This is a genomic window from Haloparvum alkalitolerans (assembly GCF_050122995.1).
In the GTDB taxonomy this organism is placed as follows: domain Archaea; phylum Halobacteriota; class Halobacteria; order Halobacteriales; family Haloferacaceae; genus Haloparvum; species Haloparvum alkalitolerans.
The window spans coordinates 58,360-71,618 of sequence record NZ_JBNLIA010000003.1 but is presented as its reverse complement, the minus strand read 5'-3'; the positions used below and the strand labels follow the sequence as shown (position 1 = coordinate 71,618).

Below are 13,259 nucleotides of genomic sequence, written 5' to 3'. Positions count from 1 at the left end.
GCAACCGCTCCACGATCGGCATGAACCACCCGACGGTCGTTCCGACCAACTTCGGGGAGGACGACCGCGACGCCGGCCGCGACGAGGGGCGCGACGACGCGTAGCGATCAGGCGTTCGCGAGGAACGACTCCGCGGGGACCTCCCCGCCGACCGCCCGGACCGCGGCCGCGGCGTACAGGTCCGCGACCGGCACCGGCGGCCGATCGCCGTGGTGTCTGATGTGGCCGGCGAGGTGCCGGCACAGCTCCTCGACGGCCGCGCCGCCGGCGATCCCATCGACCTCGCGGAGCCCTCGCTCGTACTCCTCCCGGAGCCGCTCGTACCCCTCCTCTCCGACGTGTTTGGCGTTCGCCTCGTCGATCTCGCGGAGCGCAGTCTCCACGTCCATGTCGCGGACCGGGAGCGGCAGCCGGATAAGTCGGACGGCCGTGGCCACGTGATGCCCCGGGGGATGACTGCCGACCGCCACCGGTCGCGGCAGATATCGCGAATCGGCGAAAGTGCTACTCGCGGGCGAGTGAGCTTTCCTACGGCCGGAACCGGGTCGGAAGCTTCATACGTCGGCTCGCGGATTCCCCACCACAGGCAATGGCTGTACTCTCCCTGGACGACGTGGACGCCGACGACCTGGGGACGGTCGGCGGCAAGGCGGCTTCGCTCGGCGAACTCACCGGCGCAGGGCTCCCGGTGCCGCCGGGGTTCGTCGTGACGGCGGGGACGTACCGCACCTTCATCGAGGAGGCGGAGATCGACGAGGAACTGTTCGCGGCCGTCGACGTGGACCCCGAGGACTCCGCGGCGCTGCGCGAGGCGGAGGAGCGGGCCCGCGAGCTGATCCTCGGCACCGAACTCCCGGCCCCCGTTCGCGAGGGGATCCTCGACGCCTATCGCGGCATGGGCGAGGAGGGCGAGCAGGCGTTCGTCGCCGTGCGCTCCTCGGCGACCGCGGAGGACCTGCCCGACGCCTCCTTCGCCGGCCAGCAGGAGACGTTCCTCAACGTCCGCGAGGAGGCACTTATCGACCGCGTCAAGGAGTGCTGGGCGTCGCTTTTCACCCAGCGAGCGATCTACTACCGCCAGCAGCAGGGATTCCCGCACGACGAGGTGGACATCGCGGTCGTCGTTCAGCGCATGGTCGACGCCGAGAAGTCGGGCGTGATGTTCACCAGCCACCCATCCTCCGGCGATCCCCGGATCATCATCGAGGCGGCGTGGGGGCTCGGCGAGGCGGTCGTCTCCGGCTCCGTCTCCCCGGACAACTACGTCTACGACTGCGAGGCCGAGCGGCTCGACGAGGTGACCGTCGCGGACAAGAAGATCGAGATGGTGAAGGACCCGGACACGGGCGAGACCGTCACGCAGGATGTCGGGGCCGATCGCCGCGAGGAGCGCGTCCTCTCCGACGGGGAGATCGAGCGTCTCGTCGCCCTCGGCGAGCGCGTCGAGGAGCACTACGGAGAGCCGCAGGACGTGGAGTGGGCGATCGTCGGCGACGAGGTCTTCATGCTCCAGTCCCGGCCGATCACGACGATCCCGGACGCCGACGAGGCCGACGAGAGCGGGAGTTACGGGGCCGTCGACGCGGACGGTGGCGACGAGCCGGACGTGCTGATTCAAGGGCTCGGTGCGAGCCCGGGGATCGTCTCCGGCGCCGTCCGGATCGTGACGAAGCTCGACCACCTCGATAGCGTTCAGGAAGGGGACATCCTCGTCACCGAGATGACCATGCCGGACATGGTCCCCGCGATGAAGCGCGCGTCCGGCATCATCACCGACGAGGGGGGTATGACCAGCCACGCCGCCATCGTCTCCCGCGAGCTCGGCGTTCCCGCGGTCGTCGGGACCGGCACCGGGACCCGCGAGCTGGAGAGCGGTCAGCTGGTCACCATCGACGGCGACAAGGGGACGGTCCGACAGGGAGAAGAGGACGCGGCCGAGTCCGCCGAGGAGTTCGAGCCGGTCGAGGAGGCCCGGCCGCAGACTCCCGTCAAGCCGATGACGGCGACGGAGGTGAAGGTGAACGTCTCCATCCCGGAAGCGGCCGAGCGCGCGGCCGCGACCGGCGCGGACGGCGTCGGCCTCCTCCGGATCGAACACATGGTCCTCACGCTCGGGAAGACGCCCGAGGAGTTCATCGACGCCCACGGCGAGCGCGCCTACCAGAACGAGCTGATCGACGGGATCCGCGGGGTCGCCGAGGAGTTCTATCCGCGGCCGGTGCGCGTCCGCACGATCGACGCGCCCACCGACGAGTTCCGGGAGCTGGAGGGCGGTGCGGACGAGCCGAACGAGCACAACCCCATGCTCGGGTGGCGGGGGATCCGGCGCAGCCTCGACAAGCCCGAGCCGTTCCGCCAGGAGCTGGCCGCGTTCGCGCGCTTATACGAGATGGGCTACGACAACGTCGAGATCATGTTCCCGCTGGTCAACGACGCTGCGGACGTCGAGGCCGCGGTCGACCACATGCGCGCGGCCGGGATCGACCCCGACAAGCGGACGTGGGGCGTGATGGTCGAGACGCCGGCGAGCGCGCTCACCATCGACGAGCTAGCTGGGACGGGGATCGACTTCGCCTCCTTTGGCACGAACGACCTCACGCAGTACACGCTGGCCGTCGACCGGAACAACGAGCACGTCGCCGACCGGTTCGACGAGCTCCACCCGGCGGTGCTGTCGCTGATCGAGACGACCATCGAGACGTGCCGCGAGCTGGACGTCGACACGAGCATCTGCGGACAGGCCGGATCCAAGCCGGAGATGGTCGACTTCCTCGTCGAGCAGGGGATCTCCTCGATCTCCGCGAACATCGACGCGGTCCGCGACGTGCAACACGAGGTCAAGCGGAAGGAGCAGCGGCTCCTGCTCGACTCCGTGCGCTGACGGGCCGCGAACGCAACCGATAAATCGCCCTCCCGGCAACCCTTGCCCATGCAGGAGGCCGCCCCGCAGTCGTTCGACCGGGTGCTCTCGTCGATGTGCACGAAGCCGCATCCGGCTGCACGCGAGGCGGCACAGCGGTTTCTGTCCGCAAACCCCGGCGATCCCGCGACCTACGGGACGGTCGCGGAACTGGAGGAGCGGGCGGTGGAGTTGCTCGCGACGGTCACCGACCACCCCGACCCAGAGACGGCACCGGGGTACGTCGCCTCCGGTGGCACGGAGGCCAACGTCCAGGCCGTGCGGGCGGCGCGGAACCTCGCGGCGACCGCCGATCCGAACGTGGTCGCGCCGACGAGCGCGCACTTCTCGTTCACCAAGGCGGCCGAGGTGCTCGGGGTCGAACTCCGGACCGTTCCGGTCGACGACGACTACCGGGCCGACCCCGCGGCGGTCGCGGCCGCGGTCGACGACGACACGGCCCTCGTGGTCGGCGTCGCCGGCACCACCGAGTACGGGCGCGTCGACCCGATCCCGGAGCTCGCCGCCATCGCCGAGGAGGCCGGGACGCGCATGCACGTCGACGCGGCGTGGGGCGGGTTCGTGCTCCCGTTCACGGACCGCGACTGGAGCTTCGCGGACGCGACGGTCGACACGCTGACGCTCGACCCCCACAAGTTCGGGCAGGGAGTGGTGCCGGCCGGCGGGCTGGTCGCCCGTGAGCGAGAGACGCTGGACGCGCTGGCGGTCGAGACCCCGTACCTGGAGACGCCCTCGCAGGCGACGCTCACCGGGACCAGGAGCGGTGCCGGCGTCGCGGGCGCCGTGGCGGCGATGGAGGCGCTCTGGCCGGACGGCTACCGGAAGGCGGTGGATACGGCGCAGGCGAACGCCGACTGGCTGGCCGCGGCGCTGGCCGACCGCGGCTACGACGTCGTCGAGCCGAAGCTGCCGCTGGTCGCGGCCGCGGTCCCGGACGACGCCTTCGACGCGCTCCGGGAGGCTGGCTGGAGGGTCTCCCGGACCGCGGCCGACGAGCTCCGCGTCGTCTGCATGCCCCACGTCACCCGGGGGGCGCTCCGGGAGTTCGTGCGGGACCTGGACCGACTCGCGGACGACTGACCGGATGGCGGCGTGCGGAACCGACGACGCCGTCGACCGCGGTCGCGACCGGGTGACGGATGTCGAACGGACGGTGTGGCGAACAGGCGGCGCGTGACGACGGCTGTCCCGGGCGCGCGCCGCACGACCGCCTCGACGCCGCGGGGGTTCAACTCAGGCGATGCGGCGAGTGACCGCGTTATCCCCCTTGAACGTCCGCCCGGCGCGGCGACGCGATACCAAATGCGTTTTAACGGCCGGTGTCCAACCCTCCCTCAAGGTAATTATCCATGGAGATGCCACGACGCTTCAATACGTACTGTCCGCACTGCGACTCCCACCAGGAACACGAGGTGGAGAAGGTCCGCTCCGGCCGCGCGACCGGCATGAAGCGGGACGCGCGACAGCAGCGTCGCGCGCTCGCGACCATCGGCAACGCGGGCGGGTACTCGAAGGTGCCCGGTGGCGACAAGCCCACCAAGAAGACGCACCTCAAGTACCGCTGTGGCGACTGCGGCAAGGCCCACATGCGAGAGGGATGGCGCGCCGGTCGGCTCACGTTCCAGGAGTAAGCATGGCGGGCAACTTCTACCGCGTCGCGTGCGGCGACTGCGAGAACGAACAGATAGTCTTCGGCAAGGCCGCCTCGACCGTCTCCTGTGCGGTCTGCGGGACGACGCTCGCGAGCCCCACGGGCGGCGAGGCCGACATCGAGGCCGAGGTCGTCGAAACCGTTGAGGCACGGTAATCGCCTCCCCCATCCATCATGAAGTATAGCGGTTGGCCCGAGACGGGAGAGCTCGTGGTCGGCGAGGTCGACGAGATCACCGACTTCGGCGTGTTCGTCGACCTCGACGAGTACGAGGACAAGCGCGGCCTCTGTCACATCAGCGAGGTCGCCTCCGGCTGGATCAAGAACGTCCGCGACCACGTCCGCGAGGGACAGACGGTCGTCGCGAAGGTGCTCGACGTCGACGAGTCGTCACAGCAGGTCGACCTGTCGATCAAGGACGTCAACGAGCACCAGCGCAAGGAGAAGATCCAGGAGTGGAAGAACGCGCGGAAGGCCGACAACTGGATGCTGCTCGCGCTCGGCGAGGACGTCGACGACGACCGCTACGAGGCGGTCGCGAACGCCCTCCTCGTGGAGTACGAGTCGCTGTACGACGCCTTCGAGGCAGCGGCGATCCACGGCGACGAGGCGCTGGAGGACATCGACATCGACGACGCGGACGCCGCGGCCATCGTCGAGACCGCCCGCGAGAACGTCTCCGTCCCCTACGTCAACGTCACCGGCTACGTCGACCTGACGTGTGCGGCGCCGGACGGCGTCGACGCGATCAAAGACGCACTGGAGGCCGCCGAGGGGAACGGCGAAGTCCCCGAGGAGATCGAACTCACCGTCGCGTACGTCGGTTCGCCGGAGTACCGCCTCAAGGTACAGGCGCCCGACTACAAGACCGCCGAGGACCAGCTCGAAGCGGCGGGCCAGCGCGCCGTCGAGGCCATCGAGGCCGCCGGCGGCGAGGGCGAGTTCCACCGCGAGCGGCGCGAAGAGGACGAGTAACCCCTTTTCTCTTTCGTGAAGTCCGACATCCGGGTCTGTTCCGATTGGCGCGCCGCCCACGAGCGTCCCGTCTACACGCTCGGCGAGACGTGTCCGGAGTGCGGCGCGGCGACCGAGAACAGCGCGCCTGCGCCCTTCTCGCCGGAGGACCCCCACGGCGAGTACCGACGGCGGGTCCGTCGCCGGGCCGACGACCGCTGAGGGCCGGGGGCGGTCCGCCGGGCCGCCGCCGTCGGACGGGGACCGCAACCGCAGCGACCGTCGGAATAGCCATCCTCTTTAGTCGCCCGCCCCGGGATCGGGTATGGACGATATCGACATCGAGACCGTCGCGGACCCGGACCTCGAGGACCCAGTACTGATCGAGGGGCTCCCCGGCGTGGGCCACGTCGGCAAGCTGGCGGCCGAGCACCTGCTGGAGGAGTTCGACTCCGAGCTGGTGCGACGCGTGTACGCCACGGAGTTCCCGCCGCAGGTGAACGTCGACGACGACGGCGTCGCCTCGCTCACCTGCGCGGAGTTCCACGCGGTCGAGACCGAGGGCGCGGACCTGCTGGTGTTGACCGGCGACCACCAGGCCGCCACCAACGGGGGCCACTACGAGCTCACGTCGGCGTTCCTCGACGTGGCGGAGTCGTTCGACGCGGAGCGCGCGTACGCGCTCGGCGGCGTTCCCACGGGCGAACTGGTCGAGGAGTACACGGTCCTCGGCGCGATGAGCGACGAGTCGATGCGCGAGGCGCTCGACGACGCCGGCGTGGAGTTCCGTCCCGACGAGCCCGCGGGCGGCATCGTCGGCGTCTCGGGGCTCGTGCTCGGCCTCGGCGCGCGCCGCGGCTTCGAGGCGGCGTGTCTGATGGGCGAGACGAGCGGCTACCTCGTCGACCCCAAGAGCGCCCGCGCGGTGCTCGAGGTCCTCCAGGAGCTGCTCGCCTTCGAGGTCGACTTCGAGTCGCTGGAGGAACGCGCCGAGGAGATGGAGGAGGTCGTCGGCAAGATCCAGGAGATGCAGGAGGGTCCGGCGGGTCCCGCCGAGGACGAACTGCGGTACATCGGCTGAGGCACCGTCGTCGGTGTTCGACGAACGTCGTTATCGACCGCCTGAGACGGCGCTCGACTTTACTACTTTCGTAGCGAACGGACGTCCTTCCTCCCGGTTCCGGCAGGCATTTACCTGATCGACGATGAACGATTATTCATGGGAGATGCACGCGTCGCGGGGGTCGGGCTCACCCACTTCGGGAGCCACCCCGAGCGCACCGGTCGGGACCTGTTCGCGGAGGCGGCGCTCCGCGCGTTCGAGGACGCCGGCGTTCCCCGCGAGGACGTCGACCAGCTCAACTACGGCAACTACATGGGGTCGATCACCGAGAACCAGGGCCATCAGGCACCGCTGATGGCCGAGGCGGCCGGGCTCCGGTGTCCCGCGACGCGCTACGAGGAGGCGTGCGCCTCCGCGGGCGTGGCGGTTCGGGAGGCCGTGCGAACGGTCCGGGCCGGACAGGCGGACGTGGTGCTCGCCGGCGGCATGGAGCGGATGAGTCACCTCGACACCGACGACGTGACGGCGGGGCTCTCGACCGCCTCTGACGACCTCTTCGAGGTGCGCGCGGGGATGACGTTCCCCGGCGCGTACGCGCTGATGGCGCGGGCGTACTTCGCGGAGTACGGCGGGACGAAGACGGATCTCGCCAACGTCGCGGTGAAGAACCACGCCAACGCGGTCCCGAACGAGTACGCCCAGTACCGCACGGAGATCAGCGTCGAGCAGGCGCTGGACGCGCCGGACGTGGCGACGCCGCTCGGCCTGTACGACGCCTGCCCGATCACCGACGGCGCGAGCGCGGTCGTGGTCGTCTCGGCGGAGTACGCGGCCGAGCACGACGTCGACGCGCCGGTCCGCGTCCGCGGCACCGGACAGGGCACCGACAACATGGCCCTGCAGGACCGCGCGCACCTCGCCCGGACGCCGGCCGCCGACGACGCCGCGGAGATGGCCTACGCGGACGCCGGCATCGGGCCGGACGACGTGGACGTGGCGGAGGTTCACGACTGCTTCACCATCGCGGAGGTACTCGCCACGGAGTCGCTCGGCTTCTTCGAGCCGGGCGAGGGGATCGCCGCCGCCCGCGAGGGCGTCACGACCGCGGACGGCGACCTGCCGGTCAACCTCTCGGGCGGCCTGAAGGCGAAGGGTCACCCGGTCGGCGCGACCGGCGGCTCGCAGATCGCGGAACTGACGCGCCTGCTCCGGGGCGACCACCCCAACAGCGAGCACGTCGCGGACGCCGAGGTCGGCGTGGCCCACAACGCCGGCGGCACCGTCGCCAGCGCCGTCGTCCACGTGCTGGAGGTGGCTGAATGAGCGACCGCGTGACCAACACCGGCTACGACGAGTGGCTGGACGCGCTCGCGGCCGGCGAGGGCTTCTACCTCGAGTCGCCGGGGGGACACGGCTCGCTCCCGCCGCGGCGCGTCTGCCCGCACTCCGGCTCGACGGACCTCTCGGAGGAACCGCTCCCCGACGTGGGCGCCGTCGAGACGTTCACCGTGGTCCACGTCGCGCCGCCCTCCTTCGCGGGCGAGGCGCCGTACGTCACCGCGGTCGCGGACTTCGGTCCGGTCCGGATCACGGGCGTGCTCGTCGACGTGGAGCCCGCGGACGAGGAGATCCCCCTCGGACTGGAGGTCGAGGTCGACGTGGAGACCCACGGCGAGGACGACGAGCGCGCGGTCGTCCTCCGACCGGTCTGACCCGGCGACAGAAATCGTCTTTCTGACCCGGCGACAGAAATCGTCTTTCTGACCCGGCGACAGACATCGCCTTTCTGACCCGGCGACAGAAATCGTTCCGCCGAGCGCCGTTTTCGGTCCTCGGTCTCACCGAACTCGTCGGGCTGCTTCTGCGAGTCGAACGGGAGCGGTGCGGTCGTGGGGGTGCGGCCGACAAAAGGGCGGAGGGGGTCCTACTCGGTGGCGACCGGGCCGGTGCCGACGACCGCCTCGACCGCGTCGACGAACGCCTGTCGGGAGTCGAACAGGGTCTCCTCGGACTCCGCGAGCACCGCCTCGAGGTCGCGGGGCCCATCGGGCGTGCGGATCGTCGCGTCGCCCTCCTGGTCGACGACCTCGCTCTTCGGCTTCGGCCACGTCAGCCGGGCGGCGACGCGCGCGACCGGCTGTCCCGTCACATCCGGGCCCTCGCCGAGTTCGACCGCCGGCTCCTCCTCGGTCTCCTCGTCCTCGCTCATGCCCGCGGGTTCCGCCGCGGCGGGCCTAATACTTTCGAAGCCGCGCGGTCGGCGCGGTCGCGAGGCGGTCGGAGGGATCGGCGCGGCGACGCGCTCTCGGCGCCGCGTCACGCGAACGTCTGACGTAAGGTTTTCACGGAGGGCGCCGAAGTGCGCCCATGACCAGTCTCTCGGAGGCGTACGGCGAGCGGGGACGGTCGACGGCGAGCCTCCGGCGGCTGTACCTCGGCGTGGGGCTGTTCGTCGCGGGGGCGCTGATGGTCGTCGCGGGCATCCTCGCGGCCGGGACGGACATCGTCGCCGGCATGGAGGGCTACTCACTGGGCGACGCGCGGCTCTACGGCGGCGTCCTCGGCGGCGTCGGCGTCCCGCTGGTCCTTCTGGGACTGCTGACCGTCCTCCCGGCCGACCGCTCGACGCGGGCGGCCGCCGTCGTCGGCGCCGCGGTGTCGGCCCTCGGCGTCGCGCTGTTCGCGCACGCGTATCCCTGCCAGTGGATCGGCAACACCTGCGCGGTCGACGCCGTCGACCTGACGCTCCCGACCGCGGGCGTCTACTTCCTCGGCATGGCGGCCTCGTTCTGGTGCCTGTTCGTCGGCGTGGCGAACTTCAAGACGCGCAACGACCCCGGCGGCACGGTCACGATGGAGGTGACCCACAAGGGCGAGACGAAGGTCGTCGAGGTCGAGCGCGACCAGCTCGGCGGCCTCGGCGGCATGGGGTTCCTCGGCGGCACGCCCGACGGCGAGGTGGAGACGCAGACGAACGGCCCCGACGGCGGCGGCGCGGCCGCGAACGACGACGGCGCGGAGGTCAGCCACACCTCCGACCGCGACCCCGCCGACCGGACCGGCCGCGGGACGCGCTCGCGCGGCGCCGGGCCGGGCACCCCCAGCGCGAGCGACGGCGGCGAGAGCGAGCGCGACCTCTCCTCGCCGATGGACCGGGGCGACGACGATGACGACGTCGAGCTGATCGAGTGAGCGCGGCTTTCTAACGGCGCCGGCCGGACGCCCGTTCGCTACAGGTCCGCCAGCCGCGCCGCCACGTCGTCCCAGTGACTCCCGCGCCAGAAACACCGACCGCAGTCGACGCATCGCCAGACGCCGGGGGGTTCTCCGTCGGAGCCTCGACCGTCTCTTTCCGCGCCCGCGGTCTCGTCGGGCACGTAGTCGGGAAGGTCGGCGTCGGCGGGGACGCGTTCCAGGCGGCCGTTACACCGGCCGCACCGCGTCGGGGTCTCGGGCAGGTCGACCGGGACGCCCGCGGCCCGGAGCTCGCGGAGCTGGTCGAGCACGTCGCGCTCCGTCAGCAGGACCGCGTCGAGCCCGCGGGCCTCGGCCCGCTCGACGAGTTGTCGGTCGCGCGTGAGGAGCGTCCGGTCCTCCGCGGCGGCGAGTTTGAGCAGGCGGTCGTCGGCCTCCGCGTCGCGGTCGAGTGCGTAGGCGGCGTCGTACCCGCACATCCGCAGGTACGTGGCGAGGGTCCCGCACATCGCGTCGAGCAGGAACGGGCCCTCGAGGAGCGAGTCCTCCCCCATCAGTCCTCGAGGAACGCCCGCACCTCGGCGGCGGAGCGCGCGTTGAGCACGTCGGCGCGCTCGGCCCAGCCGCGGCGTGCGGTGTGGACCCCGAACCGGACGTGGTCGAACTCCCGGGGGGAGTGGGCGTCGGTGTTCACGGCGATCGTCGCGCCCGCCTCGACGAGCGCGCGGACGGCGTCGCCGTTGGCGTCGAGCCTGGCGGGGTTGGCGTTCACTTCCACGGCGACCCCCTCGCGGGCGGCGGCCTCGCCGAGGCGCTCGAAGTCCACCGTGAGCCCGGGCCGGCTGTTGATGAGTCGGCCGGTCGGATGGCCGAGGACGTCGACCTCGGGATGTTCGACCGCGCCGATCAGGCGGTCCGTGGCCCCCTCGTCGTCCTCGTCGAGGGCGGCGTGCGGGGAGGCGACGACGATGTCGAGGTCGGCCAGCACGTCGTCGCTCGTGGTCACCGCCCCGTCGGCGTCGATGTTCGCCTCGATCCCGTGGAACACGTCGATGTCGGCGTCCTCGCGGACCCGCGCCACCTCGTCGGCCTGGTCGCGGATCTCCGCGTCCGAGAGGCCGGTGTCGCCGAACACGCCCGGTCCCTCGGCATGGTCCGTGACGGCGTGGAAGTCGTGGCCGCGCTCGGCGGCCGCCTCGACCATCTCCGCGGCCGAGAAGCCGCCGTCGGACCACTCCGTGTGCGTGTGCAGGTCGCCGCGCACGTCCCCCTCCTCGATCGGGTCCGGGAGGCGTCCCTCAGCGGCCGCGTCGACCTCCCCGGTGTCCTCCCGGAGCTCGGGCGGTATCCACGGAAGACCGAGCGCGTCGTAGACGCCCGCTTCGGTCTCGCCGGCCACCCGCTCGCCGACGCGTTGGCCACCCCCGCCTCCCGCGTCGTTCGCGTCGCCCCCGCCGGTCGCCGCGTCCTCGTCCACGTCGGAAACGTCGAAGACCCCGTACTCGTTCACTTTCAGGTCGCGGTCGATGGCGCGGTTCCGGACCCTGATGTTGTGGTCACGGGAGCCGGTGAAGTACTGGAGCGCGGCGCCGAACTCGTCGACGACGACGGTCCTGAGGTCGACGCGCATCCCCGAGGCGCGCACGCTCGCCTTGTTCGTTCCGGCCTCGATGACGGCGTCGGCCTCGTCCCAGTCGGCGAACGCCTCGACGACCGCCTCGCCCGCGTCCGTGCCGACGAGCACGTCCACGTCGCCGATGGTGTCCTTCCAGCGCCGGATCGAGCCGCACACCTCCACCTTCGCGACCGGCTCCACGTCCGCGAGGAACGACAGCGCCGCCTCCGCGACGGGGCGGGCGTCGCCGAGGCGCTCGCGCTCCTGGGCCTGCCGGGCGAAGTCGACGTTGTCGAGGATGTTCTGTTCGGTCTTCGCGCCGAACCCCTTTATCTCGCGGATCTCGCCCGCCTCCGCGGCCGCCTCCAGTTCGTCGAGGGTGGTGACACCCAGCTCCTCGTAGAGCGTGCCGACCGTCTTCGGGCCGACGCCCTCGACCGCGGTGAGCGCCGCCATGTCGGCCGGGAGCTCCGACCTGAGTTCCTCCAGCTCCTCGATCGAGCCGGTGTCGACGTACTCGACGATCTTCGAGGCGATGGCGTCGCCGACGCGGTCGATCTCCGCGACCGCGTCCTCGCCCTCGCCCGCCAACTGCTCGATGGGCGCGGGGTAGTCGCGGACGTTCTCCGCGGCGCGGCGGTACGCCGTCGGCTTGTACTCGACGCCCGTCGCGTCGAGGAGGTCCGCGAACTCCTCCAGCAGGTCGGCGACCTCGTCGTTCCGGCTCATCCTGTCCGGCGGTTCGCGCGGCAGCTCCTTATAACCGGATCCGGAGACGGGGGGCCGTCGACGCGGACCGACGCCGTTTTGCGGGCCCCTCGGGTACACCCCTGACGTGCCACTCGGAACGCCCCTCCTGACGGAACTGCTGCTGCTCGCGGCGGGCGTCGTCCTCCTCTACGTCGGCGCCGAACTGCTGGTGAAAGGCGCCGCCGACCTCGCGCTCGGGTACGGCCTGCGCGCCTCGACGGTCGGCGTCACCGTCGTCGCGTTCGCGACGACCGCACCGGAGCTGTTCGTCTCCATCGTCGGCGCGATCACCGTCTCGACCGACATCGGCCTCGGCGCCATCGTCGGGTCGAACGTCGCCAACATCGGCCTCGTGCTCGGCGTCTCCGCGCTGATCCGCCCGCTGGACGTCTCCGAGACCGTCTTCGAGCGACAGGTCCCGTTCATGGTGCTGGCGGCGGTGCTGCTCGTCGCGCTCGGCTGGGACGGCCGGCTCGGCGCGGTCGACGGTGTCGTCCTGCTCGCGGCGCTCGCGGGGTTCACGTTCGTGGTGATCCGCCGCGTCCAGCAGACGCAGTCGGAGATCTCGGAGGTCGAGCGCGAGGGGATGCCCGACGCCGGGGCCGTCGAGGTCGCGTACGTCCTCGCGGGGCTCGTCACGCTGCTCGTCGGCTCCCGCTGGCTCATCACCGGCGGCGAGAGCCTGCTCGCGGCGTTCGGCTTCTCGGACCTGTTCATCGGGCTGACGGTGCTGGCGCTGGGGACCTCCCTGCCGGAGCTCGCGGCCTCCGTCGTCGCCGCGGTCCGGGGCGAGGCCTCCTTCAGCGTCGGCAACGTCGTCGGCTCGAACATCTACAACGTCCTCGCGGTCATCGGGATCCTCGCGGTCGTGACGCCGGTCGGGGTCGCGCCCGGCGTCCGCGCCTTCGAGTTCCCGATGCTGCTCGCGTTCACCGCGCTGGCGGTCGGCGTCATGTGGTGGCGCAAGCGCGTCACGCGCCTCGACGGCGCGGTACTGGTCGCCGCCTATTTCGGGTTCGTCTACCTGCTGTTGCCCTGATCTGGCGCCGTTTTTCCTCTCGGTCCCGCCGTCGCGAACCGACGCCGCCACCGCTCCGAACCACGCCGCCAC

At 71.3% G+C, this 13,259-nt stretch carries 14 protein-coding genes and 1 pseudogene; 11 read left to right on the top strand and 4 right to left on the bottom strand.

From position 1 onward, the window contains the following. Window positions 1-107 precede the first annotated feature (107 nt). Entirely contained in the window at window positions 108-389 is a 282-nt protein-coding gene (locus tag ACQE3L_RS03895) for a hypothetical protein (protein WP_426962481.1), read from the bottom strand. Between the two features lie 200 nt (window positions 390-589). Here ACQE3L_RS03895 and ppsA point away from each other — a divergent pair, with 200 nt between their 5' ends. The 9 genes from ppsA (at window position 590) to ACQE3L_RS03850 (ending at window position 8,300) form a co-directional block, all read left to right on the top strand. Beyond that, a complete protein-coding gene (ppsA, locus tag ACQE3L_RS03890; RefSeq protein WP_426962480.1) occupies window positions 590-2,881 on the top strand; it encodes a phosphoenolpyruvate synthase in 2,292 nt (763 codons plus the stop codon). Between the two features lie 48 nt (window positions 2,882-2,929). Next, the gene (gene mfnA / locus ACQE3L_RS03885) at window positions 2,930-4,000 is read left to right on the top strand and encodes a tyrosine decarboxylase MfnA (protein ID WP_426962479.1); all 1,071 of its coding nucleotides are present in this window, start codon (window positions 2,930-2,932) and stop codon (window positions 3,998-4,000) included. A gap of 269 nt (window positions 4,001-4,269) precedes the next feature. Continuing rightward, on the top strand, window positions 4,270-4,551 hold the full coding sequence (locus ACQE3L_RS03880; protein WP_004050353.1) for a 50S ribosomal protein L44e: 282 nt from the start codon (window positions 4,270-4,272) through the stop codon (window positions 4,549-4,551). Window positions 4,552-4,553: 2 nt separating this feature from the next. After that, the gene (locus ACQE3L_RS03875; RefSeq protein ID WP_426962478.1) at window positions 4,554-4,727 is read left to right on the top strand and encodes a 30S ribosomal protein S27e; all 174 of its coding nucleotides are present in this window, start codon (window positions 4,554-4,556) and stop codon (window positions 4,725-4,727) included. Between the two features lie 18 nt (window positions 4,728-4,745). Then, on the top strand, window positions 4,746-5,546 hold the full coding sequence (locus ACQE3L_RS03870; RefSeq protein ID WP_426962477.1) for a translation initiation factor IF-2 subunit alpha: 801 nt from the start codon (window positions 4,746-4,748) through the stop codon (window positions 5,544-5,546). A 15-nt stretch (window positions 5,547-5,561) separates the two neighbouring features. Next, complete coding sequence (locus ACQE3L_RS03865; RefSeq protein ID WP_426962476.1) at window positions 5,562-5,747, top strand: RNA-protein complex protein Nop10; 186 nt, start codon at window positions 5,562-5,564, stop codon at window positions 5,745-5,747. Between the two features lie 103 nt (window positions 5,748-5,850). Continuing rightward, complete coding sequence (locus ACQE3L_RS03860; protein ID WP_426962475.1) at window positions 5,851-6,606, top strand: proteasome assembly chaperone family protein; 756 nt, start codon at window positions 5,851-5,853, stop codon at window positions 6,604-6,606. 138 nt (window positions 6,607-6,744) lie between these two features. After that, window positions 6,745-7,911 carry a thiolase domain-containing protein gene (locus ACQE3L_RS03855; protein WP_426962474.1) on the top strand — a complete coding sequence of 389 codons (1,167 nt, stop codon included), beginning with the start codon at window positions 6,745-6,747 and terminating at the stop codon, window positions 7,909-7,911. Then, window positions 7,908-8,300 carry a Zn-ribbon domain-containing OB-fold protein gene (locus ACQE3L_RS03850; RefSeq protein WP_426962473.1) on the top strand — a complete coding sequence of 131 codons (393 nt, stop codon included), beginning with the start codon at window positions 7,908-7,910 and terminating at the stop codon, window positions 8,298-8,300. Before ACQE3L_RS03855 ends, ACQE3L_RS03850 begins: the two co-directional genes overlap by 4 nt. A 212-nt stretch (window positions 8,301-8,512) precedes the next feature. On the opposite strand, the gene ACQE3L_RS03845 is transcribed toward ACQE3L_RS03850, so the two are convergent. Continuing rightward, window positions 8,513-8,797, bottom strand: coding sequence for a DUF5789 family protein (locus ACQE3L_RS03845; protein ID WP_426962472.1), 285 nt, complete (start codon window positions 8,795-8,797; stop codon window positions 8,513-8,515). A gap of 158 nt (window positions 8,798-8,955) precedes the next feature. Here ACQE3L_RS03845 and ACQE3L_RS03840 point away from each other — a divergent pair. Beyond that, window positions 8,956-9,741 (top strand): annotated as a pseudogene (locus tag ACQE3L_RS03840) (cell division protein CdpA domain-containing protein); the annotation flags it as partial. Between the two features lie 77 nt (window positions 9,742-9,818). Here the strand turns inward: ACQE3L_RS03840 and ACQE3L_RS03835 are convergent. Next, on the bottom strand, window positions 9,819-10,337 hold the full coding sequence (locus ACQE3L_RS03835; RefSeq protein ID WP_426962471.1) for a Mut7-C RNAse domain-containing protein: 519 nt from the start codon (window positions 10,335-10,337) through the stop codon (window positions 9,819-9,821). Next, on the bottom strand, window positions 10,337-12,127 hold the full coding sequence (locus ACQE3L_RS03830; protein ID WP_426962470.1) for a DNA polymerase/3'-5' exonuclease PolX: 1,791 nt from the start codon (window positions 12,125-12,127) through the stop codon (window positions 10,337-10,339). The genes ACQE3L_RS03835 and ACQE3L_RS03830 overlap by 1 nt, the downstream gene beginning before the upstream one ends. Before the next feature lie 106 nt (window positions 12,128-12,233). Here ACQE3L_RS03830 and ACQE3L_RS03825 point away from each other — a divergent pair, with 106 nt between their 5' ends. After that, a complete protein-coding gene (locus tag ACQE3L_RS03825) occupies window positions 12,234-13,187 on the top strand; it encodes a calcium/sodium antiporter (protein WP_426962469.1) in 954 nt (317 codons plus the stop codon). Window positions 13,188-13,259 lie beyond the last annotated feature (72 nt).